Origin of the sequence: Paracidovorax cattleyae (genome assembly GCF_900104515.1) — a bacterium.
Classification (GTDB): domain Bacteria; phylum Pseudomonadota; class Gammaproteobacteria; order Burkholderiales; family Burkholderiaceae_C; genus Paracidovorax; species Paracidovorax cattleyae.
Genome location: NZ_FNJL01000031.1, coordinates 1 through 26075 on the forward strand (window position 1 = coordinate 1; position 26075 = coordinate 26075).

Here is a 26075-nt window from a genome sequence, read left to right on the forward strand (position 1 = left end):
ATACGGTCCTGGCCGTCGCCTCGCCCGAAGATGAACGTGTTGTTGCCGAAGCCGCCATGCAGGTAGTCGTTGCCCGCACCGCCTTCGAGCACGTCATCGCCCTCGTCGCCACGCAGTTGGTCGTCGCCTTCTCCGCCCTTGAGCGTGTCATTGCCCTGACCACCCTGCAACTGGTCATCGCCAGCGCCTCCCCGCATCAGGTCATCTCCGGCGCCTCCGGCAAAAATATTGGCGGTCTGATCACCCAGGTAGATGTCAGCGCCCGATGTTCCCTGGGCCACTCCGGCCAGATAGACATGAAACGCCTCGATCTCTGCCCTCAAGGCACTCCCTTCCGGGAGGGCATACACCCAATCCGACAGAGACTTCGCAACATCGAATCCCACGGCATCGAGCAACTTGCCCTGGTACCGGTTCAACTCCACCAAGTCGATGATGGCATCACGCTCGCTGGCGCCCTTCTTCGCATCCAGCATCGACGACAGCGCCGACGTATCAAAGCGCACCCCCTTCTCGTCCACCACCAGCTCCACGCTGTCCAGGTACGGCCTGAGCCGCGTCTGCGTCACCAGCGCCGCATACACGCTCTCGCGCAATTGCTCATAGCTCTGTGCCAGCAGTTCCAGCTGGGTGGTGGAAAGGCGGGCGGACACCCGGTAGGTCAGGTCGGCCTCTGCGCCACTGCCCCCGCCCCCGCTGCCACTGCCCGAGCTGCCGCCTACCGGCGTACCACCACTGCCTTCGCTGGAATCCGGACGCACGTTGCGGTCGAAGGTCACGAAGCGCGTGCCGTTGAACACCTCCAGCGCATTGATCTTCTTGTACAGCGCCGTCCGGTCCTCCTCGGTCAGCGGCCTTTGCTGCCCCGTCGTCGGATCCGTCCACAGTGTTCCCACGTCGGGCATATCCGCCGACAACGTGCCTTCCGTGCCGGGCAGGTGGCGTGGGTCGATGGGCGTGTCGGGTGTGGCGATGTCCCACTGGTGCGTGGCCGCATCGAAATACAGGCTGTGGAAACGCAAGGTCTCCACGAGCTTGCCCGAAGACCGCGCCCACTCGGTGATCAGCCCATCGACCGCCGCCATCTGTGCATCGCGCGTCGTGCCCGCAGCAAAGGCCTGCACCTTGTCTTGCAGCGCCTGCGACTTGTCGTTGCCCAGGCTCATGGCTTCGCGCAGGTCGCGCGCCCAGCCCGCGCCGCCCATTTGCGGCAGGGCCTGCGCCGCGGCGGTCGGCACCGGGTCGTCGGGGAACTCCCGATAGAAATTGTTGCTGGCCAGCAGCAGGCTGCCCGAGACTTCTGCCACGCCGCTCATGCCCTGGCTGCCGTCCATGCGCGTGAAGCTGCCGCTCCAGGGCTGGGTGTTGCCGTTGCCCAGGTCGATGCTGCTGCGCTGGCCCTTGGCGTTGAGCCGCGCGATGCCCAGATCGGACAGCGTGTGCAACTCGCCCGCCTGGCTGATGCCGTCCTGGTTCACGTCCTTCCAGATCCGCAGCTGGCCGTAGGCCGTGTCCGCCGCGTCGATCACGCCATCGCCATTGCCGTCCTGCCCTGCCAGGGCTTCGTAGCCGTTGGCATAGAACATGCCCTGGCCCGCCTGCGCTCCCTCGCGCAGCGTCTGGTCGCCGAACAGCTCGCGCCCCGAATCGATCAGGCCGTTGCCGTTGCGGTCCAGCACCACGATGCCGTCATCACCCTTGATCCAACCCGTGGCGTTCCTGGTGCCGTCGCCGTCGTGGTCGAAGAGGATGGGGCGGGAAGGATCGATGCCCACGGCTTCTATGCCGTCGCCGTCCAGGTCCAGGACGAGGGGGTCGCGTGGGGGTGTCCAGTTACGTGCAGCAAGATATTTGAGGTTCAAGCTGGCATCGGGACTAGGATTTAGGCCCATCGCATCGAATAATGCATCCCAAAATAGAGGGCTGTTTTTATCAGACCAACCCAACTCAGGCGCTATCTTCTTTTCCCAAAGCCATTTAGAAGCAAAACCTGCCCCTATTCCTACAGCAAAAGTAGCCACGACTGGGGCGCCAACAAGGGTAGCCAAACCTACACCGATTGATGCACCAACTAAACCAAGACCAGTTTCACCAAAGTCATAGGTAGTAAAGTTGTCTCCTTTCATTTTGTACAACAATTCTGCTGCACCTATGATTGCACCCAGATTCTTACCGAGGGCTTCAATTTGATTTGCCGCGAATACGTTTTGCGCAGCACTTCGAATAAAAGCATCTGCTTTTGATAGTTCGACCTTCAGTGCTTGTACTCTGCCGGCTATCTGCACATCCAGCGCGCCAGGGGCAATTGCATTCAAATCATGCATTGCGGCTGTTGTCAAGCCATCCAGCGTTTGCCAAGCCGCCCTATACATTTCTGCTCGAGAAGCACTGGTAGCTGCTTGCCTAAGCAGCTGTTCGGATGTATTTTGAAAAAAGCTGGCAGCGCTCTCTAATCTTTGCCCGAGTATCCCCCCAACCTGTCCAGCCGTATCCCATTTACTCCAATCAGTCCAAGCCATATTAATCCCTCAAAGTTCTGAGAAAAACAGAAAAATAATGCCAAGCAAGTGCCAGCGAAAAATATACAGAACCGAAGCCAACAATAGGCCCAAAAATTCCTAACGCCCATCTTTTCTCATTTACAGGCATGAGACCAAATTGATATCCAGGTTGAGCATAAAAAACAAATGCCAGCAATACAAAAAGAACAACACCCAATATAGCAATTAGCGATGGAAATCTTTTTTTCTTTATATACAAATAAACCCCGTCCAATCCCCCATTGTCAAAGCATATGTCTTTCTCTTTTATCATCCGAATAAAAGCAGGCAAAAATATAAGCGGTTGAACGGAGAGATAGAAGGCGGAGACTTCAGGAAATATCGATTTCTCCCAATAACCATTTACAGATGGAATAATAGATCTCATAAAAATCACCAGATTTTCTGCCAAAAAATTTTTATAAAAACCATCAGGCAGGTAAATGCAGAAAAACCCAATTGCATACGCCAGCAAAAATTCAGAGGTTAACAATATTCTCATAAACTACTTTACATATTATTCAAATAAAACAGACGATATTCAATTTCGTGTCATTTTTCACACCGAAATATATAACTTCAACTCAGTGCCTTCAATGAAACCCAAGTTGATCGGCTCCTATATCCGCAGCCGCCTAATCGGAGTCGTACTACGAGCTTCTGCCGAACAAGTAAGAGCGGTTACCTAAATCTGCGGGTTCGCGATCAACGAAATCGTCAGATCAGGCAGCAAAGCGCCTGGAGTCACGTGCCCCGCCCCCCGCAGCGAGAATCCCGCCATCGCCTGCACCAACTGCTGCACGCTGCCCTCCAGACCTGCGGAACCGCCCACCGTGGAAGTCGTCCCGTTCAGTGCAGCAGTGAGCGCAGAACTGCCAGCTACACCAGCGCCAGCCGCAGCGCCCATCAATGCCTTTGCGAGATCGGCGCCAACATTCGCCGTCCCCGTAGCAGTCGGATAGGCGTCATCCCCCAACTCAAGTTTCCAAGGCTTGGTTTCGTACACGCCCGCCTGCCCCTCTTCGCCTTGATCGGGCTGGAAGAGCGTCGGCCGCGTGCTTGCCCATCCGTCATCGATGGCGTCCGACACGGCGATGGGTTTGACTTGCGCCACTTCAACGTCCTGCAACGATGGCAGTCCGGGTGTCTGCGGCCATGCGGCGATCACTGCAGCGAGTGCGTCGCGCAGTGATCCGTGCCGTCCCATCGCTCCAGCGGTGCCCCGCACTGCGGCGTCGTCCTCATCTCCAGTCGTGTCGCGCACATGGGCCGCACGCAGTACGACAGCGATGGCGTTCTCCAAGCTTTCCTGGTTCATGCTCTTCGTCCCTTCCTTCTGGATTCATTTATCGATTGGTTGATCAACGCTCGCGCAGGCTCTCGCTGCCCGCCTTCTGGATCGGGCTCAGCAGGTACTCGATGACCCGGCGCTGGCCCGTCTTGATCTCCGCTGTCAGGTTCATGCCCGGCGCGAGCTTGATGTCCTTGCCATCCACGTTGATGAACGCATGGTCGAGCTTGAGCAGCGCCGGGAAGATCGCTCCGCGCTTTTCGTCGTTGACGGCATCGCGCGTGACGGTTTCCACGTGCGCGGGCACCGTGCCGTAGCGCGTGAAGGGGAAGGTCTCCAGCTTGATGGTCACGTCCTGGCCGGGCTCCACGAAGCCGATGTCCTTGTTCTCCAGCGTGACCTCGGCGCTCACGTGCGCCCCGTCGGGCACGATGACCATGAGCGCCTGCGCTTCGGTCACCACGCCGCCCTCGGTGTGCGCGGCCAGTTGCTGCACGGTGCCGCTCACGGGCGCCACCAGGGTGGCGAGGCGCTCGCGCAATGCGGCCTTGTTCCATTCCTGCGCGCTCTGCAGGCGCTTGAGTTCGGCCTGGGACTGCCGCTCGCTCAAGGTGCGGCGGGTTTCTGCCAGGTAGGCATCCCGCGTCTGCTGCGTTTCCTGCAGGGCCGCCTGCGCCTCGCGCAGCCGCGCCTGCTGCGTGCCCAGGTCGCGCTCGAGTTCGATGCGCTCGCGCATGCGGTCCTGGTTGGCGTGGCCGGACATGAACCCCTGGTCCGCCAGCGCCTGGAAGTCGCGCTCGCGCTGCCGCACGATGGGCAGGGTGGCCTCGAGCTTGTCGATCATGGCGCGCACGGTGGCGATCTCCGCTTCGCGGCGCGCCCGCTCGGCCGCGAACTTCGAGAGGCGGGCCGTAACGTCGCTCCACTCGGCGGCCAGCTGGGCCCGGGCGTTGTCCGCATCCTCGGCGCTCCACTCCTTGGGCACCAGTGCCTTGGGCAGCGCAGCTTCCGCACCGCGCAGGCCACCGTCTCCCCGCGCGGCGCGCGACACCAGGTCTCCCAGCACGCGCGTGCGCAGCCATTCGGATTGCGCCGAGCGCCGGGTTTCGTCGAAGCTGGTCTTGTCGGCCTGCGCTGCCGTGGGGTCGAGCTGCACTAGGGCCTGCCCCGCCTCCACGTGGTCGCCCTCGCGCACCAGGATGCGCCGGATGACGCTGTTTTCCAACGGCTGCACGAGCTTGGTGCGGTCACTCACGATGATGCGGCCGGAGGCCACGGCAACGATGTCGATCTTGCCGAATATGGACCAGGCGAGCGCGATGAGGAAGAGCGCGATGAGCGCCCAGGCAAGGCGCCGCGGTGCGGGATGGACGGGGGTCTCCTGCAGGCTCAATGCGGCCGGCAGGAACGCCTGCTCGTCGGCCAGCCGGCGCGGCCCGGCGAGTTCGTGGCGATGCGCCCAGGCCACGCGCAGGATGTCCCGGTAGCGTGCGAGCAGTTCGATGGCGGGGTGGCGCGGGGCTGGCGTGTGTGCGGGTTCGTGGGGGATGGCCGGCTCGTTGGCACTGTGCATGGGGGTGCCCGCGCTCATGCGGCCGCCCCCTGCACCGTCTGCGCGCCAGGCTGCAGCGGCGGCACGTTGCCCGCTCCGCCGCCCTGCATGCGCCAGAGGTGCGCATACAGGCCCTGCGGCCGCTGGATGAGTGCATCGTGGGGGCCGGCTTCGACGATGCGGCCCTTGTCCATGACGATGATGCGGTGCGCATGCCGCACGGCCGAGAGCCGGTGGGCGATGATGATCACCGTGCGGCCCTGGCAGATGTGCGCCATGTTGCGCTGCACGATCGCCTCGCTTTCGTAGTCGAGCGCGCTCGTGGCCTCGTCGAGGATGAGGATGCGCGGGTTGGTGAAGAGCGCGCGGGCGATCGCGATGCGCTGGCGCTGGCCACCCGACAGGCCCGCCCCCTGCTCGCCGACGATGGTGTCGTAGCCCTCGGGCAGTTCGCTGATGAAGTCGTGCGCACCAGCCAGGCGCGCGGAGTGCACCACCGCCTCGATGGGCGCCGCGGGGTCCGCGATGGCGATGTTCTCGCGCACGCTGCGGTTGAACAGCAGGTTCTCCTGCAGCACCACGCCGACCTGCCTTCGCAGTTGGGCGGCGTCGATCAGGCTGATGTCAATGCCGTCCACGAGGATGCGCCCCTGCTCGGGCACGTACAGGCGCTGCACGAGCTTGGTGAGCGTGCTCTTGCCGGAGCCCGAGCGGCCCACGATGCCGATCACCTCGCCGGGGCGGATGTCGAGCTGTACGCCGCAGAGCACGGGCGCGGCCTCGGGCCGGTAGCGAAAATGCACGCCGTCGAGTGTGACGCGGCCGCGCAGGGCCGGCAGTTGCGCGGCGCTGCTGGCCGGCACCTCGGTGCGCGTGTTGAGGATGTCGCCCAGCCGGGCCATGGAGATGCCGGTCTGCTGGAAGTCCGTCCACAGTTGCGCCATGCGCATGATGGGCTGTGAGACCCGCTGGGCGAACATGTTGAACGCCACGAACTGTCCCACGGTCAGCCCGCCATCCATCACGAGGTGGGCGCCGTACCAGAGCGTGGCGGCGTTGACGAGCTTGCCGATCAGGCCGACACCCTCGTGGGCCCACGAGGCGAGGTTCTGCGTCTTGAAGCTCGCGCTGACGTAGGCGGCCAGCTGGTTGTCCCAGCGGCGCGCGAAGGAGGGCTCCAGCGCGCTCGCCTTCACGGTCTGGATGCCCGTCACGGTCTCCACCAGCATGGCCTGGTTCTCCGCGCCGCGCGCGAACTTGTGGTCGAGCCGCCTGCGCAGGATGGGCACGACGGCCAGGCTCAAGCCCACGTAGAGCGGCAGGCTCACCAGCACGATGAGCGTGAGCGGCACGCTGTACACCAGCATCACGCCGATGAAGATGATGGAGAACAGCACGTCGAGCACCACGGTGAGCGCATTGCCCGTGAGGAAGCTGCGGATGTTCTCCAGCTCGCGCACCCGCGCCACGGAGTCTCCGACCCGCCGGGCCTGGAAGTAGGCCAGGGGCAGCTGGACCAGGTGCCTGAAGAGGCGCGCGCCCAGTTCAACGTCGATGCGGCTCGTCGTGTGGCTGAAGACGTAGCTGCGCAATCCGTTGAGCAGGCTCTCGAAGACCACCACCACGACCAACCCCGCGACCAGCACGTCCAGCGTGGTGAGCCCGCGGTGCACCAGCACCTTGTCCATCACGACCTGGAAGAAGAGCGGGCTCACCAGCGCGAACAGCTGCAGCATCAGCGAGATGAACAGCACCTCGCCCAGCAGCTTGCGGTGCTTGACCAGGCTGGGAATGAACCAGGAGAAATCGAACTTGGCGAGTTCGCCCGCCAGGCTGGCACGGCTGGAGACCAGGATGAGCTCACCCGTCCAGCGCCTGGTGAAGTCCTCCACGGATTCGATGGTCGGGCGGCCCTGCTCGCCGGCGCCGGAAGGGTCTTGCAGCAGCACCCGCTGGCCGTCGCACTGCGCCACCACGACGGCCTTGACCGTTCCGGATGGCCGCGTCGACGGCGCATCGTCAGCCACGAGCGCCATCGCGGGCAGCGGGCTGAGCGGCAGCCGCGCGGCGCTGGTGCGGACCTTCCTGGCCTTCAAGCCGATGAGCTTTGCAGCCTGCAGCAACTCCTGCGCGCCGATGCGGTCGTTGGCCGCCAGCCCCAGCCGGTGGGCGAGCGTCGCAGGATCGCAGGCAATGTGGTGCAGCCGGGCGACCAGGCACAGGGCGTGCAATGGACCGTAGGCCATCCCCTCTTCCGCGTCCTGCTGTTCTTTCAAATCGAGCGCCCCCGTAGGCAGCGCGCGCGCTTCCGCCTCCGCTCCGCGGCTATTTCCGTTCATTCAACCCCCACCCCGAACTATTTTCAGATTCCCTAGAACGGAACAATGTTATGGGAAAACAGCTTGTTTCAGTTAAGTGAAAGAATGCCAAGTAACGTATTTTTTTGTAAAAAATTGAACTCTGCTCCGAGCAAGGGATAGCCTCCTTGCTCGCAGACTAAAAAGCCCGCTATACACCCAAGGCACCAAACAAGGGACGGGCGCCGAGCTCAAGTGGCATGCATCCTGCTTGAGTCCGCCGACCCTATCGTTACGTCACTTCTCTCTCTCGACCCAAGGAACCCGCGATGACCACCCGCCGCCTCTTCACCGGCCGCCTGCTCTGCACCTCCCTGGCCATCTCCGCCACGCTGGGCCTCGCGCCCGTGGCGGCCTTTGCCCAGGCCAGACTCAAGGTGGCGGGCATCTACACGGTGCCCTATGAGCAGCAGTGGGTGAGCCGCATCCACAAGGCGCTGAAGGCCGCCGAGGCGCGCGGCGAGATCGAGTACAAGAGCAGCGAGAACGTGGCCAATGCCGACTACGAGCGCGTGATGCGCGAGTACGCCAACGGCGGCAACCAGCTGATCTTCGGCGAGGTGTTCGGCGTGGAGGCCGCGGCCCGCAAGGTGGCCAGGGACTTTCCCAAGACCGCCTTCGTGATGGGCTCCTCGGGCAAGCCCCAGGCGCCGAACTTCAGCGTGTTCGACAACTACATCCAGGAGCCCGCCTACCTCACCGGCATGATCGCGGGCGGCATGACGAAGACCAACAAGATCGGCATGGTCGGCGGCTTCCCGATCCCCGAGGTCAACCGCCTGATGCATGCCTTCATGGCCGGCGCGAAGGAAGTGAACCCGAAGGTGGAATTCACCATCACCTTCATCAACAGCTGGTTCGATCCCCCGAAGGCCAAGGAAGCCACCTTCGCGATGATCGACAAGGGCGCGGACGTGCTGTATGCCGAGCGCTTCGGCGTGAGTGACGCGGCCAGGGAAAAGGGCAAGCTGGCCATCGGCAACGTGATCGACACGCAGCCCCAGTACCCCGACACCGTGGTCGCCTCCGCCCTGTGGCACATGGAGCCCAGCGTGGACCGCGCCATCGGGCTCGTGAAGGCCGGCAAGTTCACGGCCGAGGACTACGGCCCGTACTCGATGATGAAGCACAAGGGCTCGTCCCTCGCGCCCCTGGGCACGTTCGAGAAGAAGGTGCCGGCCGACGTGGTGGCCAAGGTCAAGGCGCGCGAGGCCGAGATCCTTGCCGGTAAATTCACCGTGAAGGTGGACGACAGCCAGCCCAAATCCACGGCCAAGTAAGGCGGAGCCCCGCCTCCCATGTCCGCCCCCCTGCCGGCCGCTGCGCCGGACACCGTACTGCGCCTCGCCGGTATCACCAGGCGCTTCGGCAGCCTGGTGGCCAACGACGGCATCTCGCTCACGCTCGCGCGCGGCGAGGTGCTGGCGCTGCTGGGCGAGAACGGCGCAGGCAAGTCCACGCTGATGTCCATCCTGTTCGGGCACTACGTGGCGGACGCCGGCAGCATCGAGGCGTTCGGCCGACCGCTTCCGCCGGGCCAGCCACGCGCGGCGCTGGCGGCGGGCATCGGCATGGTGCACCAGCATTTCACGCTGGCCGACAACCTGAGCGTGCTGGACAACGTGCTGCTGGGCAGCGAGCCGCTGTGGCAGCCGTTTTCGCGCCGCAGCGCAGCACGCGCCCGGCTGCTGGAGGTGTCGCGGCGCTTCGGCCTGCCCGTGGTGCCCGATGCCCGCGTGGGCGATCTTTCCGTGGGCGAGCGCCAGCGGGTGGAGATCCTCAAGGCGCTCTACCGCGGCGCGCGCATCCTGATCCTGGACGAGCCCACGGCCGTGCTCACGCCGCAGGAGAGCGAAGCGCTCTTCGCCACGCTCGGGCAGATGGTGGCCGAGGGCCTGTCGATCATCTTCATCAGCCACAAGCTCGGCGAGGTGCTGCGCGTGTCGCACCGCGTGGCCGTGCTGCGCCAGGGCCGGCTGGTGGCCGAGGCCCCCGCACAGGGCACCACGCAGGCGCAGCTCGCGCAGTGGATGGTGGGCCATGCGGTCGAGCGCGCCGAGCGACGGCCCGCGCGCCGGGTGGGAGATGCCGTCTGCACCCTCGCGGATGTCCATACCGCGGGCGGGCGCGATGCACTGCACGGCGTGCATCTCACGCTGCGCGCAGGCGAGATCACGGCCATCGCGGGCGTGTCCGGCAATGGCCAGGTGGCCCTGGCCGACGTGCTGTGCGGCGTGCGCTTGCCCACGCGGGGCAGCGCCCTGCTGCAGGGCAGGCCGCTTCCGGCGCAGCCCCAGCGCCTCGTCGCCCAGGGGGTGGCCCGCATTCCCGAGGACCGCCATGCCGTGGGCGTGGTGGGCGACCTGCCGGTGTGGGAGAACGCCGTCTCCGAACGCCTGGGCAGCCGCTGGTTCTCGCATCCCTGGTTCACCACCGGCTGGATCAAGCGCCGCGCCGCACGCCAGCATGCGCGCCGCGTGGCCGAGACCTTCGACGTGCGCGGCGGCGGTCCGGACGTGCCGGCGAGGTCGCTGTCAGGCGGCAACATGCAGAAGCTGATCCTCGGGCGGGCGCTGCTGTCGCCCGATCCACACGATCCCGAACCTCCGCGGCTTATCGTCGCCCACCAGCCCACCTGGGGTCTGGACATCGGCGCCGTCACCTTCGTGCAGCAGCAGCTCATCGACGCGCGCGACGCGGGGGCGGCCGTGCTGCTCATCTCCGACGACCTGGACGAGGTGCTGCATCTGGGCGACCGCGTGGCGGTGATGCATGGCGGGCACCTGACCGAAGCGCTGCCTGCCGGGCAATGGACGCGCGAGGCCATCGGCCTGGCCATGGCCGGCGAAGGCACTGGCGCGGGCCGCGCACCGAACATCCCATGAGACTCGAAAAACGCCACCGCACTTCCGCCGCGGCCTACGTGGCCGCGCCCATCGGCGCCGTGGCCTTCACGCTGCTCGTCTCCTCGCTGCTGGTGCTGTGGGCCGGCGCGCCCGTGGGCCGGACGTATGCGCTGCTGGCGCAAGGCGCGTTCGGCTCGGTCTTCGCGCTCACCGAGACGCTCACGCGCGCCACGCCGCTGATCCTGACCGGGCTCGCCGCAGCCGTGGCCTTCCGCGCGCGTCTCTTCAACATCGGCGCCGAAGGGCAGCTGTATGCCGGCGCCATCGCCGCCGTGGCCGTGGGCGGCATGCACGGCGGCACGGGCCTGGAGTGGTCGCCGTGGGTGCTGTTCCCGCTGATGATGCTGGCGGCGGCCCTGGCCGGCGCCGCGCTGCTGCTGGGCCCGGCGCTGATGAAGGCGCGCCTGGGCGTGGACGAGGTGGTGACCACGCTGCTGCTCAACTTCGTGATGCTGCTGCTGGTGTCGGCCCTGCTCGACGGCCCCATGAAAGACCCGCTGGCGCTGGGCTGGCCGCAGAGCGTCGCGCTGCAGGGCGACCTGGAACTCTCGCGCCTGGTGCCAGGCTCGCGCCTGCACACCGGCCTGCTGTTCGCCGTGGGCCTGGCCGTGCTGCTCTGGGCGCTGCTCGCGCGCACGGTGCCGGGCTTCGACATCCGCGCGGCGGGCGCCAACCCGCGGGCCGCGGCGTTCGCCGGGGTGCCGGTCACGCGCACCGTGGTGCTGGTGGCCCTGCTCTCGGGCGGGCTGGCAGGCCTGGCCGGCGCCATCGAGGTCGCGGGCCGCACCAGCTATGTGACGCTGGACATGTCGCCGGGCTACGGCTACAGCGGCATCGTGATCGCCATGCTGGCCGGGCTGCATCCGCTGGGCGTGGTGGCGGCGGGCATCTTCGTGGCCGGCGTGTTGGTCGGCGCGGACAGCATGAGCCGCGCGATCGGCGTGCCCACCTACATCGCCGACGTGATCGTGGCCGCCTCGCTGATCGCGGTTCTGATGGCGGGGCTGCTGGCCCAGTACCGGGTGCGATGGAGATGAAACGACATCCCCCTGAGCGACTTCGTCGCTTCCCCCTTCTCTCGCGCTGCGCGCGGGAAGGAGGACGCCGCCAGTGCGGCGGGACGGCCCTTGCGCGGCGGCACTGGCGTCAGGCCGCGGGTATAACCAATGCATCAGCCTCCGGCGAACCGCGAGTGACGGCATGAATGAACTGCTCGATATCCTGGTCAATCCGGCCTTCTGGATCGCGACGCTGCGCGTGGCCACGCCTCTCATTCTCGGCACGCTGGGCGTGCTGCTGTGCGAGCGCGCGGGCGTGCTGAACCTGGGCATCGAAGGCATCATGGTGGCGGGCGCCTTCACCGGCTGGCTCACCGTGTATGCGGGGCATGGCCTGTGGACGGGGGTGGCGGTGGCGGCGCTCACGGGCGCCGTGTTCGGCCTGCTGCATGCCTGGCTCACCGTGGGGCTGGCGCTGTCGCAGCACGTCTCCGGGCTCGGCATCACGCTGCTGGCCACGGCGCTCAGCTACTACGGCTACCGCGTCGGGTTCCCGAAGGTGAACACGCCGCCCACCATTGCGCCGTTCGCCCCGATGGAATGGCTGGGAGTGCCCATCCTTTCTGCGCAGACGCCGCTCACGCTGCTCGCCCTGCTGCTGGCGCCGCTGCTGGCCTGGGCGCTCTACCGCACGCCGCTGGGCCTGGCGGTGCGCATGGTCGGCGAGAACCCGCAGGCGGCGGAGGGCCAGGGGATTTCCGTGGCGGCCACGCGCACCGGCGCGATCGTGGCAGGTTCGGCGCTCATGGGTGTGGCCGGCAGCTTCCTCACGCTGTCGGCGTTCAATGCATTCTTCTTCAACATGGTCAACGGCCGCGGCTGGATCTGCGTGGCGCTGGTGGTGTTCGCCTCGTGGCGGCCCGGCAAAGCGCTGCTCGGCGCCCTGCTGTTCGCGTTCTTCGATGCGCTGCAACTGCGCCTGCAGCAGGCCGGCGACGCCTGGCTGCCCTATCAGGTGTACCTGATGCTGCCCTACCTGCTGTCCATCCTGGCGCTGGTGCTGGTGGCCCGCAAGGCCGCATACCCGCAGGCGTTAATGAAGCCGTATCGCAAGGGAGAACGCTGAGAGCCCGCACACGGCGGGCCACCCTAGTCCCAGGCACGTGGCGCACTACCATCGGCGGATGCAGAACACTGTGTCAGCCCCCGCCGCTCCGGACCACATGCCGGACGCCCCCGCCCCCGCCCCCGCCCCCGCCTCCATCGACCCGGCACTGCTGCGCTCGCCCCGGCTGCGCCTGCGCCCGTGGACGCCCGCGGACCGCGCGCCGTTCGCTGCGCTCAATGCCGATCCCGTGGTGATGGAGCATTTCCCGGCGCCACTGGACCGGGCGCAGAGGGAGATCGTCGCCTTCACCGCGCAGCGCAACCGGCGCTCCCAGGCGGTGATGGCGCGCCTGGGCATGCGGGAGTCGCCCGCGGAGACGTTCGAGCATCCGTCCGTGCCCGAGGGCCATGCGTTGCGCCCGCACGTGCTCTACCGGCTCATGCGCACGGCGTGGCGCGCGTCCCTGCAAGCGGCCTGAACACCACCGGGCGCGCAGGTTCTCAACCCGCCTGCACGGGCGTGCACAGTTCCACCAGCACGCCGTCGCCATCTTCCACGTAGGCGATGGTCTGGCCCCAGGGCATGCGCTCCGGCGCGCGCACCTGCCGGGCGCCGGCGGCCACGGCGCGGGCCAGGGCCGCGGGCACGTCGTCCGTCGTCAGGGCGATCTCGAAGCTGGGTGCGTCGGCGCTGGCGCGGCGCGGGTTCTTGCCCAATTGCGCCATGAGCTGGTGGGACGAGAACGCCAGCGTGGTCGCGCCCGTCTCCATCTCGCCGTAGTCGCCGCCCTCGTGCAGGAAGCGGCGCTGCAGGCCGAAGGCGGCTTCGTAGAAGGCGATGGACCGGGCGACGTCCTGGACGTAGAGGATGGTGTAGGCGAATTGCATGGGATCGGACTCTGGAAGACGAAGACAAGGCCGGGGATGGCGGCTGGGTAACGCCGCGCAGCGCACAGCTTACGCTCCCGCGGCACGGCGCCGACCGCGCCGACCGCCGCTGCTCCGGGCTCTCGCGGAAGACCCTGCCATGGCGGCCATACCACCCGCAGGGCCACAATGGGGCATGCGACGCGTCTCCCTTTCCGCCCTCCTGCTCGCCGCCGCTCTCGCGGCCGCGGCCACCTGGACCCTGGGCAGCCGCCGTGCCGCGCCCCCTGCCCCGGCATCTCCGCCGCTGGTCGCGGTCGAATCCCTGGGCGACCTCGTGTCCGTGCGCGTGCGCTACGCCAACGTGATCGAATTCCACCGCACGATGACGCAGGGCATTCCCTGGACCCGCTGGGAGCTGCCGATCGGCGAGACCCGCGTGCTGCTGGTCGCGCGCGGCGACTGCCTGGTGGGCACCGACCTGCGCGCCGCCCGCTACGAACAGGTGGACACGGCCGCGCGCACCGCCGTGCTGGCGCTGCCCGCGCCGCGCACCGTGTCGGCCCGTGTGAGCCACGGCACGCGCGACGAGGGCGGCTCGTACTTCTATGCGCTGCATGGCAGCGGTTTGGAGCCGCTGGTGCCCGGATCGGAGCACCGCACCCAGGCGATCGAGGCCGCACTGCGCATCGCACAGCAGGATGTCGCGCAGGCCTGCGCCACGCCCGAGACCTTGCGGGAAGCGCGGACGAACACGGAGGCGGTGCTCAAACCGCTGCTGTCGGCCTCCGGCTGGAACGTGGCGGTGCGCTGGCCGTAGCCGCAACGCGTGCCCGGGCGACTGGCCCAGAATATGCAATCCGGCAGGCACTGCCTGCCCCTTCGACAACTCCCGACCCACGACACGGTGACCCCATGCTCGACCTGCTGATACACGACGCCACCCTGCCCGACGGCCGCACCTCCATGTCGGTGGCGGTGCAGGACGGCCGCATCGCGGAGATCACCGAAGGGCTGCGCGCGCCCGCCCACGAGACGGTGGATGCCGCCGGCATGCTGCTGAGCCCGCCGTTCGTGGATGCGCATTTCCACCTCGATGCCGCGCTCTCCTACGGCCTGCCGCGCGTGAACGCCAGCGGCACGCTGCTCGAAGGCATCGCGCTCTGGGGCGAACTCAAGCCGCTGCTCACGCAGGAGGCCATCGTGGAGCGCGCCCTGGCGTACTGCGACTGGGCCGTGGCGCGCGGCCTGCTGGCCATCCGCAGCCATGTGGACACCAGCGACCCCAGCCTGCTGCCGGTGGAAGCGCTGCTGGAAGTGAAGCGCCGCGTGGCCCCCTACCTGGACCTGCAGCTGGTGGCCTTCCCGCAGGACGGCGTGCTGCGCACGCCAGGCGGCCTGGACAACCTGCGCCGCGCGCTGGACCTGGGCGTGGACGTGGTCGGCGGCATTCCCCACTTCGAGCGCACCATGGCGCAGGGCGCAGAGAGCGTGCGGCTGCTCTGCGAACTCGCGGCCGAACGCGGGCTGCGCGTGGACATGCACTGCGACGAGAGCGACGATCCGCTCTCGCGCCATGTGGAGACCCTGGCGCACGAAACGCACCGCCTGGGCCTGCACGGCCGTGCGACGGGATCGCACCTCACGTCGATGCACAGCATGGACAACTATTACGTGAGCAAGCTGATTCCGCTGATGGCCGAGGCGCAGCTGGGCGTGGTGGCGAACCCGCTCATCAACATCACCCTGCAGGGCCGCCACGACACCTACCCGAAGCGCCGCGGCATGACCCGCGTGCCCGAACTGCTCGCGGCCGGGCTGACGGTGGCCTTTGGCCACGATTGCGTGATGGACCCGTGGTATGGCGGCGGCAGCGCCGACATGCTGGAAGCCGCGCACATGGGGCTGCATGTGGCGCAGATGACGGGCCAGGACGCGATGCGGCAGTGCTTCGACGCCGTGACCGAAAACCCCGCCCGCCTGCTGGGCCTGGAGGGCTACGGGCTCGTCCCGGGCTGCCATGCGGATTTCGTGCTGCTGCATGCGCGCACGCCCGCGGAGGCCATCCGCCTGCGCGCCACGCGGCTGGGCGTCTGGCGGCGCGGACACCGGCTGGCAGGCAGCCCCGTGCCCACGGCCACGCTGTCGCTGCCGGACCGGCCCGCGCAGGTGGACTTCCTGCACGGTTGTTGACCGGAGGCACACCCCACCCGGGGACTGGTTCTCAGGCTATCCCCGCCATCCGGCCTGCCGCAGGCAGTCCGTGTAGTGCGCCAGCACGGCCCCGTCCGCGAACGGATGGCCGGCCCTCAGCGCATCGGCCGGATAGGGGCCGAAGCGGCGGGCCTGCTCCAGGGTGCGGCACCCGTCGGCCCTATGGCCGGCAGCGGCCTGGCAGGCTGCCAGCAGGTAGTGGTTCAGCAGCCAGTCCGGCCGCTGCGCGAGCGCCTGCAGGGCGAAGGCCTCGGCCCCGCGGTAATCGCCCTCCACGAACCGGGCCAGCGCACGCGTGCGCATCCACAGGCTCATCTGCGGATCCAGCGGGCTGGCCTCGCAGGCCTGCCGGGCACGGTCGTCCGCCTCACGGGTGCGCCCGCTGAAGGCCAGCAGGCGACCGAGCTCGCCGGTGGCGGCAGCGAACTGCGGGCAGATGGACAGGGCCAGTTCCTGTTCCGACATCGCCTGCGCGAAATGGCCGGAGAACGACAGCGCGGTACCGAGCGTGAAGTGGGCGAAGGCATCGGTATCGTCGCTGCCCACCGCGCGCAGCGCCAGGCGCCGGGCCTCGGAAGCGTCCACGCGCACGCATTCCGAGCGTCCCGCCCACACGCGGGCCATGTGCACGAAGGCCAGCAGGGCCAGGCTGGGTGCATCGTCGGGGCGCGCCTGCAGCGCCCGGCGGGCGTAGTGCCCCGCCTGCTGCAGGTGGTCGCGGCCGGAGCGCCAGAAGTGCCATCGTGCCCGCATGAGCAGCGGCCAGTACTCGCCATCCTGCGGCGGCGTGGCACTGTGCAGGCATTCCTCCCGGCGCAGGTGGACGGGTTCCACCGCGCTCGCGATGGCCGCGGAAATTCCGCACTGTGCCGCCGCCAGGTCATCGGCCGGGCGCTCGTAGCTCTCGGTCCAGATGGTCTCGTTGCGCGGTGCATCGATCAGGTCGGCCGTCACGCGCACCCGCCCCGCATGGAAGCGGGCCTGGCCGGCCACGAGGTAGCGCACGCCCAGCTCGCGGGCAATCACCGCGTTGGGCGGCAGGGGGTGGCCATAGCGCTGCGTCGCGTTGCGGGCGATCACGCTGGTCCAGCGCGAACGGGACATCCGCTGGATGACATCCTCGGCCAGGCCGTCGGCGAAATGGCGCTGGGCGGGCTCGGGGCCCGCGCCGAAAGGCAGCACCGCGATCGACCGGCCCGTGGATGCATCGGGCAGGCGCGCCTGAGGGGCTGGAAGGGCCTCCTGCTCCGGCTCCGGAGGCCGGGCCACGCGCGCCACGAACCGGTAGCCCTGGCCGGGGATGGTGACGATGCGGTCCGCACCCACGAGCTTGCGCAGGGCGGACACATGCACCTGCAGGTTGTTCTCCTCCACGACCATGCCGGGCCACACCTGCCGGAACAGCTCGGACTTGGTCACGAGCGTGCCGGCACGGTGGACCAGCGTGCACAGCACGTCGAAGGCACGGGTGCCCAGTGCCACCGGGCACCCGTGCGAGAGCAATTGACGCTCCCGCACCTTCAGTACGAAATGGTCAAACGCGAATTCTGGGGCCATCGTTTTCTTTCTCGGACGGGCTCTGCGGTTTCCTCCCCGCGGCCTGCACTCTACCCCCGGCCATCGCGGCGAACGACATCGATGTAATCGGATGCAATCGCAGCCCTCGAATACCCCGGCAGCACCCGGAGGTTCCTGTATTCCAGGGGATTAAGGATCCTTCAGAAGAATAAAGACGCAGTTAAAGGCTGAAGACGCCGACGGCTCACAGAATCCGCCTGCCCTTCACCCCGTTGTCGATCCCGTCCCCCACGGCGTCGCGAACGAAGCGAGGGCACCCCCTACGGCCGGAAGCAGACAAGTTGCATGGCCCCGGCCGACTTCAACAGCAACGAATCGAGAGAGGAAAAAACCATGTCCGACTGCAATTGCAATCAAACCAAGGCAGCCAGCAACGAAGGCCACGTGCCGAATTTCGCTGTGGCCGGCTTCGCAGACACTGCTTCGGCAGACAACTTCGAGAACCTGCGCGCGCAACTGACGGATGTGGACGCGCTGCGCATCCAGGTCTGCGTGAATGCGTCGTACGACCCGGCCACCCACCAGGTCTGCGTGCAGATCCCGATCCTCGGCAAGAAGTGCTTCACGCTGCCGATTCCCGTGCCAATCGGCGCACAACTGAAGGCCTGCGTGGACACCTGCGGCATCATCCCCTGCGGCGCGAAGATCACCATCTACCTGAACAACACCGCCATCTATACCTACAAGTTCGGCTGCTGCTGAGCCCGGGCACCCTCATCGCCTGCAAGAAGGAGCACCCACATGGCATCCTGCCCTCCCTTCAGCGTCGATTTCACAGGCAGCGCCCAGGAGCTGTTCGTCAAGATCGCCACCATGATCCATGACCACGGCGGCGCGATCACGCAGCGGCCGTTCCTGCTGCCGTGCAGCGCGATCCAGGGCTTCATCAAGAGCCACCTGCCCACGGTCGCGCAGGCGCAGTTCGGCGATCTCTGATGCCATCGCGGCCCACGGGCCGACGACAAGCCGCCCTGGCATTGCCGGGGCGGCTTTCTCTTTTTTCATCCCGCGCGCACGAGCATCGCGAGCACGAGGCAGCCGGCCAGGACCAGGACGGCACCCGACACCCGCTCCAGCCAGGGCAGCGCTCGCGCGAAGCGGCGCAGCACGGCCCGGTTGCCGATCGCGATGGCGACCGCCAGATCCCACAGCAGCACGGCACAGAACATCCACGCACCGTAGAACACCTTCCATCCCGGGGTGGCCTGCGGCCCGGCCAGCATGGCCGCGAGGCTGGCATAGAACAGAGCGTTCTTCGGGTTGAGCCCGGCCGAGACAAACCCCATGCCTGCGGCCCGCCACCAGGCCCTGTGCCCTGCCGCGAAAACGCCGGCGGCCCCCGCAGCGGAGACATCCAGGCGGCTGCGGCCCGCATGGCGCATGAACAGCACGCCCAGGTAGAGCAGGTAGGCAGCACCGGCCAGCTGGATGCCGGTGAACCACGGGCTGCCCACGCGCAGCGCGGACAGGCCGGCAAACGCCGCCACGATGAACACGCCGTTGGCGAGCGCGATGCCCACGCAGGCTCCGCTGGCCGTCCGCCATCCGGCCGACAGCGAGGTGCGGGCGATCAGGAAGAAGTCCGGCCCCGGCGACAGCAGGGCGAGGAAATGCGCGGCGGCGATCAGGAGGAACTGTTCCATGCGGGCGTAAAGTGGGCTGTGGGAGGCCGCCACTGTGCCGGCCGCCGTGCGCGCCGTATTGAATGAAATTGCGCCCCCGGGCCCCGCCCGGAGGAAAGCTAGGCGCGGAACCGCCCCGGGGTCACGCCCGCATGCGCCTTGAACATCCGCTGGAAATGGGCCTGGTCGGCGAAACCCAGGCCATGGGCCACGTCCGCGAGGCTGTGCCCGTCCTGCAGGCGCGCCCGCGCGCAGTTGATCCTCAGGTTCATCTGCCAGGCATGGGGTGTCATGCCGGTGGAGGCCTTGAACGCCCGGATCAGCTGGTAGCGGCCCATGCCGGCCAGCCGGGCCAGTTCATCGAGCGGTGCGCTGTCGGCGGGCGCGTCGCGCAGGCGCTCCATCGCCGGGCGCAGCCGCTCCTGCAGGCCAGGGCCGGCAGCAGGCGCCGGAATGCGCAGGCCGTGCACCGCGTCGCTGTCGCCGATGAATTCGATCAGTGCCGCCTCCTTGTCCTGCGGCGCGGCCGGGGAAAACAGCAGGGCGTTCAGGTGTGCGAAGCGCGCATGGCAGGCCGGATCGTCCACGATGCGTACCGGGCCGCCGTCCTTAGGCACTGTTGCGGCGGCCTCGCTGCGCACCGCCTGGAGCCACGCTGCATCCAGGTGCAGCATCTGGTAGCTCCACGCGGAGCCCGGCGCCGGGTTGCAGGCATGCACGCGCCCGGCCGGTACGAACACCAGCATGCCCGCACGCAGCGCGACGGGGCCGCCCTCCGCTCCCGTGAACACGCTGCGTCCGCCGTCCACCGCGCCGATCGAGAAGGTGGGATGCAGGTGGGGCCGGTAGCAGGCGCGGCTGCGGCAGGCGCGGCGGCTTTCGGCGAAGGGCAGCGCCGGGTCGCGCCAGAAGGCCTCCGCCGTCCCGGCATCCTGCGCCGGCGCAGCGGTCACTCCGCGCCGTCCGCCACGTGGCATTCGCGGCGCAGCAGCGCGCGCGCCTCTTCCAGGCGCTCGTCCCGGTGGTTGAGCAGTGTGGCCGCCGACTCGTCCACGAAGGACTTCCAGAGCGCCAGGTAGCTGCCCTGGCGCGCACCGGCCGCATGCGTGCGGATGAATGCCTCAGCCAGCTCCGGCTGCCAGCCCTGTTTGCGCACGCGGCGCACCAGGCTCGCGGCGGCCTTCTCGGTCAGCACGGTCTTGCGCGGCACGCCGGCCGCCAGGCAGAGGAACAGCGTGAGCAGCGAATGCTCGTCCTCGTGGCCCTGGGTGAGCCGCTCCCAGGTCCGGCTTGCAGGCGCGAGGTCTGTCTCGCCGTCGTCTCCGGCCTCCAGCAGGGCGTCCAGCCCCTGGTGGTAGCCGTCCACCTCGGCGAGCGGATCGTCCTCCAGGAAATAGCGCGCGCGGAAGCTGCCCATGGGCCGCAGCAGTGCGCGGGGCGCCGTGGCCGCGTCGAGGGTGCGCGCGGCGTCCGCCAGCACGGCCGCGACGTGCCCTTGCGCGACGGCCGCCACCTCGGCCGGCATGCCGCCGGGCAGCGGCAGGCGCGACGGCGCGGGAATGCCCTTGCGCCGCATGGCGGACAGTCGCTTCTCGAACGACACGGCATGCGGCCAGGCTTCGGCCGCGGGATGCATCCAGTGCCACAGCAGGCCCATGCGCACCACGGCCTCGGCCTCGGCGCCGGCCGCCTCCAGCGCGTTTTCGTCCAGGTCCAGGCGCTCCGCGAACCAGCGGGCGGCCTCGATCGCGGCGGCGATGCGGGTGCGGCGCTCCAGCTCGGCGCGGTAGTCGGCATGGCTGCGCAGCGACCAGACCGACAGTTGCTGCACGTCCGGCTCGCCGGTGGTGGAGAGGAACCCGAAATTGCTGTTCTGCGGCAGCGCGATCAGGCGGCGCAGCCGGTCCGATCCCGCCTTGGAGCGCGACAGGAAGCTGTGCTCGCGCAGGCTCTGCGCGGCGCGGCCGAGGTCGCCGCCGCTGTCCTCGATCAGGTCGAGGCTCACGAGGTTCACCATGCGCTCGCGCGCGCGCTCCAGGTCGGGCCGCAGGAACTCCGTGCCGAAGTAGCGGGCGATCTGCACCATGCCCTTGGGTGCTTCGGCCGCGATGGCCTCCACCCGCTCGGTGGGCACGATGCCGTGGCGGATGCCATGTACCAGGGCCTTCTCGAAGAACGGGCGGCCGTCGTGCAGCGACAGCGCCGTCGCGCCCCCTGCGGCCGGGCTGGAATCGGAAACGCTCATCGCGGCAGCCTCCGGCTCAGATCGCCGACTCTTCGTCGGACGCGCGCGCGGCCGGCGTGGCCTTGCCGCGGTCGGTTTCGCTGGTCTCGAACCTGCCGTCGTCGTCCTCGTCCGTGCCGGTCTCGTCCTCGCCCAGCCCTTCGTCGTAGGCCTGCGCCTTGGCGCGCAGCACCAGCAGGGTCTCGATGAACAGGTCCGGGCACTGGTAGCGCAGCAGCCAGGCCAGCTGCATCCAGTCGCGGTCGGCCACCTCGTCCTGGTCCACCTTGGGCGGGGCATAGGCCACGTTGAAGAGCTGGTCCTCGGTCAGCGACGGGCCGTAGTCTTCGGTGGCGTCGAACAGCCCCGAGCGGGCGAATGCCTCCAGGCGGCTCCATTTCTCTGCGAAATAGTGGGCCAGGGCCTCGCTGCCGCCTTCCAGGTCGCCGATGGCGGTGAGGAACTCCACCGGATCCACGTCACCGCGGAACACGACGGCGTTCACCATGCTGCGCAGGTAGGTGTGCGTGGCGTCCTTATACTGCTTCTCCAGCACCAGCGCGCGGGCGAACTGCTGGGGCGTCACCAGCATGTTGACCACCGAGGCGCGGGATTCGTCGTACTCGCGCATGACGGCCAGCACGTCCTTGGGTGCGAGCTCGTCCAGCACCTCGACCAGGGCGCGGTCGCCCTCGTCGTCGGCGAGCTGGGACAGGGCGGACTCGGCGCCCACGATGTCGCCAGCGGCGATCAGGGCCTGGGTCTGGGTGATGAGGGCGAGATGTCGTGACATGGGCGATTACTCCTTGCGGTCGAATCCGAGGTCGGCCATCCAGTCGGCGGCAGCCTCCTCGCGGTCGGCATGGCTGCGGGGCTCGCTGGCGTCGTCGGCACTCCAGCGGGCCTCGTCGTCGTCGCCCTGCTCCGCCTCGTCTCCGCCCTCTTCCCCGTCGCCCTCCCCGGCATCGGCGCTGCCGGCACCCTGGCCGGCGAAGCGCGCGTGCTGGCGCTGGTACTCGAGCAGCGCCGCCAGCGACAGGAAGCGCGCGCCCGACGGTTCGGCCAGCACCACGTCCGCCAGCGGCTGGGCCCAGGGCTCGAGCGCCACCGCCCCGCCCAGCGCGGACCATTCCGGCAGGTCATCCACCCTGCCCCGCCCCAGCAGCGGATCGAGCGCGGCCGGCCGGAGGAAGCGGAAGCCCTGGTGGAACGCCACCGCGACCATCTCGGGGCTGAAATCGATCATCCTGGCCAGGAAGGCGATCTCGCCGCGCTTCTGGGCGAGGCGCTTGCGTAGCACATCCTTGCCCTCGGAATCCTGGGCGAGGTCGTCGAGCTCGGCCTGGTAGGCCGAGCGCAGGTCATGGAAAAAAGGAGAGGGTTTCACGAGGAAAGCACGTTCTTGAAATAGGACTGCCAGATCTCCCGCGCCGTCTGGAGCGGATCGTCGAGCAGGTTGCGGCGGCGGTTGTCGTCGTAGGCCTGGCGCGCGGCATCGTCCGACAGCACCTCGTAGGCCTTCTGGGCCGCGCGGAAGCGCTCGGCCGCATCCGGCGAGGGATTGCGGTCGGGGTGGTAGAAGGCCGCCTTCTGGCGGAACGCCTTCTTGATGTCGGCCAGGCTCGCGGTCGCGCTCAGACCGAGGGCGGCGTAGTGGTCAGTCATGCTCGGGGGATGAAACGGTGGGGCCGGCAGGCGCGGGGCGCGGCGCCGCGGGTGTCCGGGGAGGCGCGGTTATACACCAAGAGCGGCCGGCGTGCCCCGGGTGACGCCGACAGCCCCTTCCGGGCGAGCGGGCGGGCCGCATAGCAGGCCTCCGCCCCCGGGCCGGCCGGCATCGCCTCTCGCGGGCGCCGCTCCGCCATGCAACACCGCTGCGCAGCCACTGCTCCATAACGGAACACATGGAGCACCTGGACGGCCTCTGCGGAGCATGGAACACGGGGCGCATGCGCTGGCATGCGGCTTGCGCAATGTCCTGCACCGGAGAGCGCACGGTGCGCCGCCCGGACATTCCACCACCACAGGAGACAAGCACCATGGACATGGCAGAAATCGCCAACCTCGGCATCGCCAACCCCTACAAGAAGCAGTACGGCAACTACATCGGCGGCCAGTGGGTTCCCCCGGTGGACGGCCAGTACTTCGAGAACAGCTCGCCCATCAACGGCCAGGTGTTCACCTCGATTCCGCGTTCCAACGACAAGGACGTGAACGCCGCGCTGGACGCCGCGCACAAGGCCAAGGCGGCCTGGGGCAAGACGTCCACGACGGACCGCGCCAACATCCTGCTGAAGATCGCCGACCGCATGGAGGCCAACCTGCTGACCATCGCGGTAGCCGAAACCATCGACAACGGCAAGCCTCTGCGCGAGACCATGGCGGCCGACATCCCGCTGGCCATCGATCACTTCCGCTACTTCGCGGGCGCCGTCCGGGCGCAGGAAGGCGGCATCAGCGAGATCGACCACGACACCGTGGCCTACCACTTCCACGAGCCGCTGGGCGTCGTGGGCCAGATCATTCCCTGGAACTTCCCCATCCTGATGGCCGTCTGGAAGCTGGCGCCGGCCCTGGCCGCCGGCAACTGCGTGGTGCTCAAGCCTGCGGAGCAGACGCCCGCCTCCATCCTGGTGCTGCTGGAGCTGATCGGCGACCTGCTGCCCGCCGGCGTCGTCAACGTGGTCAACGGCTTCGGGCTCGAGGCCGGCAAGCCGCTGGCTTCCAGCAACCGCATCGCGAAGATCGCCTTCACGGGCGAGACCACCACCGGCCGGCTCATCATGCAGTACGCCAGCCAGAACATCATCCCGGTCACGCTGGAGCTGGGCGGCAAGAGCCCCAACATCTTCTTCGAGGACGTGCTGGCCGCCGACGACGCCTTCTTCGACAAGGCGCTGGAAGGCTTCGCCATGTTCGCGCTGAACCAGGGCGAGGTCTGCACATGCCCCAGCCGCGTGCTGATCCAGGAATCGATCTACGACCGCTTCATGGAACGCGCCTTGAAGCGCGTGGCCGCCATCACCCAGGGCCATCCGCTCGACAAGGGCACCATGATCGGCGCGCAGGCCTCGCAGGAGCAACTGGAGAAAATCCTCTCGTACCTCGACCTGGGCAAGAAGGAAGGCGCCGAATGCCTGATCGGCGGCGAACGCAACCTGCTCGGCGGCGACCTGGCCGGCGGCTATTACGTCAAGCCCACGGTGTTCAAGGGCCACAACAAGATGCGCATCTTCCAGGAGGAAATCTTCGGCCCGGTGGTGTCCGTCACCACCTTCAAGACCGAGGAGGAAGCGCTGGAGATCGCCAACGACACGCTCTACGGCCTGGGCGCCGGCGTTTGGAGCCGCGACGGTGCGCGCGCCTTCCGCATGGGCCGCGGCATCCAGGCCGGCCGCGTGTGGACCAACTGCTACCACGCCTACCCCGCGCATGCAGCCTTCGGCGGCTACAAGCAGTCCGGCATCGGCCGCGAGAACCACAAGATGATGCTCGACCACTACCAGCAGACCAAGAACCTGCTCGTGAGCTACAGCCCGAACAAGCTGGGCTTCTTCTGACGGCTTGACCTGCATCAGCAGCGACCGAGGGAGGGCGGCATATGGTGGAAGCCAGCCCTCCCCGTTGAGAACCTGCTCGAGGTTCCAACCCTTCCGACAAAAGAAAGGATTCCCGTTCCATGCTTCCCAAGACCATGAAAGCCGCCGTCGTGCGTGAATTCGGCAAGCCCCTCACCATCGAGGAGGCCCCGGTGCCGACGCCCGCCGATGACCAGATCCTCGTGAAGATCGAGGCCTCCGGCGTCTGCCACACCGACCTGCACGCCGCCGAGGGCGACTGGCCCGTCAAGCCCAACCCGCCGTTCATTCCCGGGCACGAGGGCGTGGGCTTCGTCGCCGCCATCGGCAGGAACGTGAAGCACGTGAAGGAAGGCGACCGCGTGGGGGTGCCGTGGCTGCATTCGGCCTGCGGATGCTGCACCCACTGCCTGGGCGGCTGGGAAACCCTGTGTGAATCGCAGAGCAACACCGGCTACTCGGTCAACGGCGGCTTCGCCGACTACGCACTGGCCGATCCGAATTTCGTGGGCCACCTGCCCAAGGATGTCGGCTTCGTGGACATCGCCCCGGTACTGTGCGCCGGCGTGACGGTGTACAAGGGCCTGAAGGTGACCGATGCCAGGCCCGGCGACTGGGTGGTCATCTCCGGCATCGGCGGCCTGGGCCACATGGCCGTGCAATACGCCAAGGCCATGGGCATGAACGTGGCGGCCGTGGACGTGGAAGACGACAAGCTCGAACTGGCGAAAAAGCTCGGCGCCAGCGTAACGGTGAACGCGAAGACCGCCGACCCTGCCGCCTACCTGCAAAAGGAGATCGGCGGCGCCCACGGCGCGCTGGTCACGGCCGTCTCGCCCAAGGCCTTCGAGCAGGCGCTGGGCATGGTGCGCCGCGGCGGCACCGTGTCGCTCAACGGCCTGCCGCCCGGCAACTTCCCGTTGCCGATCTTCGACATGGTGCTGCGGGGCATTACCGTGCGCGGCTCCATCGTAGGCACGCGCCTGGACCTGCAGGAGTCGCTGGACTTCGCGGCCCGCGGCCAGGTCAAGGCCACCGTGGCGACCGAGAAGCTGGAGAACATCAACGACGTGTTCGCACGCATGCACAAGGGCCAGATCCAGGGCCGCATCGTGCTGGACATGGCGGCGCACTGACGACCTCGGCGGATACGCCCTGCGTACTGGCGCAGGGCGTGGGCTGGCCGCAGGACGGGTGCCGCCGCTGCGCTTCGGGCACACTGCACGAAGCGCAGACCCATG

At 67.7% G+C, this 26075-nt stretch carries 24 protein-coding genes; 11 read left to right on the top strand and 13 right to left on the bottom strand.

Annotated elements, in window-relative coordinates:
* The 5 genes from BLR05_RS20660 to BLR05_RS20675 form a co-directional block, all read right to left on the bottom strand.
* Positions 1-1862, bottom strand: a 1862-nt coding sequence (locus BLR05_RS20660) for a calcium-binding protein (RefSeq protein ID WP_434802843.1), incomplete at its 3' end; no start/stop codon positions are given.
* A gap of 658 nt (positions 1863-2520) precedes the next feature.
* Positions 2521-3033, bottom strand: coding sequence for a hypothetical protein (locus BLR05_RS26090; protein ID WP_143015966.1), 513 nt, complete (start codon positions 3031-3033; stop codon positions 2521-2523).
* 192 nt (positions 3034-3225) lie between these two features.
* A complete protein-coding gene (locus BLR05_RS20665) occupies positions 3226-3858 on the bottom strand; it encodes a hypothetical protein (protein WP_092838269.1) in 633 nt (210 codons plus the stop codon).
* A gap of 43 nt (positions 3859-3901) precedes the next feature.
* Positions 3902-5422, bottom strand: coding sequence for an HlyD family type I secretion periplasmic adaptor subunit (locus BLR05_RS20670; RefSeq protein ID WP_092838272.1), 1521 nt, complete (start codon positions 5420-5422; stop codon positions 3902-3904).
* Entirely contained in the window at positions 5419-7722 is a 2304-nt protein-coding gene (locus tag BLR05_RS20675; protein ID WP_092838275.1) for a type I secretion system permease/ATPase, read from the bottom strand. Before BLR05_RS20675 ends, BLR05_RS20670 begins: the two co-directional genes overlap by 4 nt.
* Before the next feature lie 287 nt (positions 7723-8009).
* Here BLR05_RS20675 and BLR05_RS20680 point away from each other — a divergent pair, with 287 nt between their 5' ends.
* From BLR05_RS20680 to BLR05_RS20700, 5 genes are all read left to right on the top strand, one after another.
* Entirely contained in the window at positions 8010-9020 is a 1011-nt protein-coding gene (locus tag BLR05_RS20680) for a BMP family protein (RefSeq protein WP_092838278.1), read from the top strand.
* An 18-nt stretch (positions 9021-9038) separates the two neighbouring features.
* The gene (locus BLR05_RS20685; RefSeq protein WP_092838281.1) at positions 9039-10625 is read left to right on the top strand and encodes an ABC transporter ATP-binding protein; all 1587 of its coding nucleotides are present in this window, start codon (positions 9039-9041) and stop codon (positions 10623-10625) included.
* On the top strand, positions 10622-11683 hold the full coding sequence (locus BLR05_RS20690) for an ABC transporter permease (protein WP_092838284.1): 1062 nt from the start codon (positions 10622-10624) through the stop codon (positions 11681-11683). Before BLR05_RS20685 ends, BLR05_RS20690 begins: the two co-directional genes overlap by 4 nt.
* A 163-nt stretch (positions 11684-11846) precedes the next feature.
* Positions 11847-12770 carry an ABC transporter permease gene (locus BLR05_RS20695; protein WP_092838287.1) on the top strand — a complete coding sequence of 308 codons (924 nt, stop codon included), beginning with the start codon at positions 11847-11849 and terminating at the stop codon, positions 12768-12770.
* A 97-nt stretch (positions 12771-12867) separates the two neighbouring features.
* Positions 12868-13230 (top strand): GNAT family N-acetyltransferase, encoded by a 363-nt coding sequence (locus BLR05_RS20700; RefSeq protein WP_092838399.1) that lies wholly within the window; start codon positions 12868-12870, stop codon positions 13228-13230.
* A 22-nt stretch (positions 13231-13252) separates the two neighbouring features.
* Here the strand turns inward: BLR05_RS20700 and BLR05_RS20705 are convergent, their stop codons facing one another.
* On the bottom strand, positions 13253-13639 hold the full coding sequence (locus tag BLR05_RS20705) for a VOC family protein (protein ID WP_053843650.1): 387 nt from the start codon (positions 13637-13639) through the stop codon (positions 13253-13255).
* Positions 13640-13814: 175 nt separating this feature from the next.
* Between BLR05_RS20705 and BLR05_RS20710 the strand changes: the two genes are divergently transcribed.
* Together BLR05_RS20710 and BLR05_RS20715 are read left to right on the top strand one after the other, a co-directional pair.
* Positions 13815-14438 carry a DUF4230 domain-containing protein gene (locus BLR05_RS20710; RefSeq protein ID WP_092838290.1) on the top strand — a complete coding sequence of 208 codons (624 nt, stop codon included), beginning with the start codon at positions 13815-13817 and terminating at the stop codon, positions 14436-14438.
* Between the two features lie 95 nt (positions 14439-14533).
* Positions 14534-15811 carry an amidohydrolase family protein gene (locus tag BLR05_RS20715; RefSeq protein ID WP_092838293.1) on the top strand — a complete coding sequence of 426 codons (1278 nt, stop codon included), beginning with the start codon at positions 14534-14536 and terminating at the stop codon, positions 15809-15811.
* 36 nt (positions 15812-15847) lie between these two features.
* On the opposite strand, the gene BLR05_RS20720 is transcribed toward BLR05_RS20715, so the two are convergent.
* A complete protein-coding gene (locus BLR05_RS20720) occupies positions 15848-17389 on the bottom strand; it encodes a winged helix-turn-helix domain-containing tetratricopeptide repeat protein (RefSeq protein ID WP_092838296.1) in 1542 nt (513 codons plus the stop codon).
* Positions 17390-17743: 354 nt separating this feature from the next.
* Between BLR05_RS20720 and BLR05_RS20725 the strand changes: the two genes are divergently transcribed.
* Together BLR05_RS20725 and BLR05_RS20730 are read left to right on the top strand one after the other, a co-directional pair.
* Positions 17744-18112 carry a hypothetical protein gene (locus tag BLR05_RS20725; RefSeq protein WP_143015967.1) on the top strand — a complete coding sequence of 123 codons (369 nt, stop codon included), beginning with the start codon at positions 17744-17746 and terminating at the stop codon, positions 18110-18112.
* Between the two features lie 39 nt (positions 18113-18151).
* Positions 18152-18346: a hypothetical protein gene (locus BLR05_RS20730; protein WP_092838301.1), complete on the top strand. Its 195-nt coding sequence runs from the start codon at positions 18152-18154 to the stop codon at positions 18344-18346.
* A gap of 65 nt (positions 18347-18411) precedes the next feature.
* On the opposite strand, the gene BLR05_RS20735 is transcribed toward BLR05_RS20730, so the two are convergent.
* The 6 genes from BLR05_RS20735 to BLR05_RS20760 form a co-directional block, all read right to left on the bottom strand.
* Positions 18412-19053 (bottom strand): LysE family translocator, encoded by a 642-nt coding sequence (locus tag BLR05_RS20735; protein WP_092838304.1) that lies wholly within the window; start codon positions 19051-19053, stop codon positions 18412-18414.
* 98 nt (positions 19054-19151) lie between these two features.
* The gene (locus tag BLR05_RS20740; protein WP_092838307.1) at positions 19152-19985 is read right to left on the bottom strand and encodes a helix-turn-helix transcriptional regulator; all 834 of its coding nucleotides are present in this window, start codon (positions 19983-19985) and stop codon (positions 19152-19154) included.
* Positions 19982-21277 (bottom strand): hypothetical protein, encoded by a 1296-nt coding sequence (locus BLR05_RS20745; RefSeq protein ID WP_092838310.1) that lies wholly within the window; start codon positions 21275-21277, stop codon positions 19982-19984. The genes BLR05_RS20740 and BLR05_RS20745 overlap by 4 nt, the downstream gene beginning before the upstream one ends.
* A 16-nt stretch (positions 21278-21293) precedes the next feature.
* Complete coding sequence (locus BLR05_RS20750) at positions 21294-22049, bottom strand: hypothetical protein (RefSeq protein ID WP_092838313.1); 756 nt, start codon at positions 22047-22049, stop codon at positions 21294-21296.
* Positions 22050-22055: 6 nt separating this feature from the next.
* Positions 22056-22643 carry a hypothetical protein gene (locus tag BLR05_RS20755; protein WP_092838315.1) on the bottom strand — a complete coding sequence of 196 codons (588 nt, stop codon included), beginning with the start codon at positions 22641-22643 and terminating at the stop codon, positions 22056-22058.
* A complete protein-coding gene (locus BLR05_RS20760; RefSeq protein WP_011796297.1) occupies positions 22640-22921 on the bottom strand; it encodes a DnaJ domain-containing protein in 282 nt (93 codons plus the stop codon). Before BLR05_RS20760 ends, BLR05_RS20755 begins: the two co-directional genes overlap by 4 nt.
* Positions 22922-23295: 374 nt before the next feature.
* On the opposite strand from BLR05_RS20760, the gene adh reads away from it, so the two are divergent.
* Both adh and adhP read left to right on the top strand, forming a co-directional pair.
* Positions 23296-24816 (top strand): aldehyde dehydrogenase, encoded by a 1521-nt coding sequence (gene adh / locus BLR05_RS20765; protein WP_092838319.1) that lies wholly within the window; start codon positions 23296-23298, stop codon positions 24814-24816.
* A gap of 119 nt (positions 24817-24935) precedes the next feature.
* Positions 24936-25970: an alcohol dehydrogenase AdhP gene (gene adhP / locus BLR05_RS20770; RefSeq protein WP_092838322.1), complete on the top strand. Its 1035-nt coding sequence runs from the start codon at positions 24936-24938 to the stop codon at positions 25968-25970.
* The last annotated feature ends 105 nt before the right edge of the window (positions 25971-26075 follow it).

What these genes read in the sequence shown, in the direction of transcription:
- BLR05_RS20735 (WP_092838304.1), bottom strand. Translation starts at nt 19,053, where the DNA reads ATGGAACAGTTCCTCCTGATCGCCGCCGCGCATTTCCTCGCCCTGCTG.
- adhP (WP_092838322.1), top strand. Translation starts at nt 24,936, where the DNA reads ATGCTTCCCAAGACCATGAAAGCCGCCGTCGTGCGTGAATTCGGCAAG.
- BLR05_RS20700 (WP_092838399.1), top strand. Translation starts at nt 12,868, where the DNA reads ATGCCGGACGCCCCCGCCCCCGCCCCCGCCCCCGCCTCCATCGACCCG.
- BLR05_RS20690 (WP_092838284.1), top strand. Translation starts at nt 10,622, where the DNA reads ATGAGACTCGAAAAACGCCACCGCACTTCCGCCGCGGCCTACGTGGCC.
- BLR05_RS20745 (WP_092838310.1), bottom strand. Translation starts at nt 21,277, where the DNA reads ATGAGCGTTTCCGATTCCAGCCCGGCCGCAGGGGGCGCGACGGCGCTG.
- BLR05_RS20715 (WP_092838293.1), top strand. Translation starts at nt 14,534, where the DNA reads ATGCTCGACCTGCTGATACACGACGCCACCCTGCCCGACGGCCGCACC.
- BLR05_RS20670 (WP_092838272.1), bottom strand. Translation starts at nt 5,422, where the DNA reads ATGAGCGCGGGCACCCCCATGCACAGTGCCAACGAGCCGGCCATCCCC.
- adh (WP_092838319.1), top strand. Translation starts at nt 23,296, where the DNA reads ATGGACATGGCAGAAATCGCCAACCTCGGCATCGCCAACCCCTACAAG.
- BLR05_RS20730 (WP_092838301.1), top strand. Translation starts at nt 18,152, where the DNA reads ATGGCATCCTGCCCTCCCTTCAGCGTCGATTTCACAGGCAGCGCCCAG.
- BLR05_RS20675 (WP_092838275.1), bottom strand. Translation starts at nt 7,722, where the DNA reads ATGAACGGAAATAGCCGCGGAGCGGAGGCGGAAGCGCGCGCGCTGCCT.
- BLR05_RS20705 (WP_053843650.1), bottom strand. Translation starts at nt 13,639, where the DNA reads ATGCAATTCGCCTACACCATCCTCTACGTCCAGGACGTCGCCCGGTCC.
- BLR05_RS20750 (WP_092838313.1), bottom strand. Translation starts at nt 22,049, where the DNA reads ATGTCACGACATCTCGCCCTCATCACCCAGACCCAGGCCCTGATCGCC.
- BLR05_RS20685 (WP_092838281.1), top strand. Translation starts at nt 9,039, where the DNA reads ATGTCCGCCCCCCTGCCGGCCGCTGCGCCGGACACCGTACTGCGCCTC.
- BLR05_RS20680 (WP_092838278.1), top strand. Translation starts at nt 8,010, where the DNA reads ATGACCACCCGCCGCCTCTTCACCGGCCGCCTGCTCTGCACCTCCCTG.
- BLR05_RS20710 (WP_092838290.1), top strand. Translation starts at nt 13,815, where the DNA reads ATGCGACGCGTCTCCCTTTCCGCCCTCCTGCTCGCCGCCGCTCTCGCG.
- BLR05_RS20695 (WP_092838287.1), top strand. Translation starts at nt 11,847, where the DNA reads ATGAATGAACTGCTCGATATCCTGGTCAATCCGGCCTTCTGGATCGCG.
- BLR05_RS20725 (WP_143015967.1), top strand. Translation starts at nt 17,744, where the DNA reads ATGTCCGACTGCAATTGCAATCAAACCAAGGCAGCCAGCAACGAAGGC.
- BLR05_RS20760 (WP_011796297.1), bottom strand. Translation starts at nt 22,921, where the DNA reads ATGACTGACCACTACGCCGCCCTCGGTCTGAGCGCGACCGCGAGCCTG.
- BLR05_RS20665 (WP_092838269.1), bottom strand. Translation starts at nt 3,858, where the DNA reads ATGAACCAGGAAAGCTTGGAGAACGCCATCGCTGTCGTACTGCGTGCG.
- BLR05_RS20720 (WP_092838296.1), bottom strand. Translation starts at nt 17,389, where the DNA reads ATGGCCCCAGAATTCGCGTTTGACCATTTCGTACTGAAGGTGCGGGAG.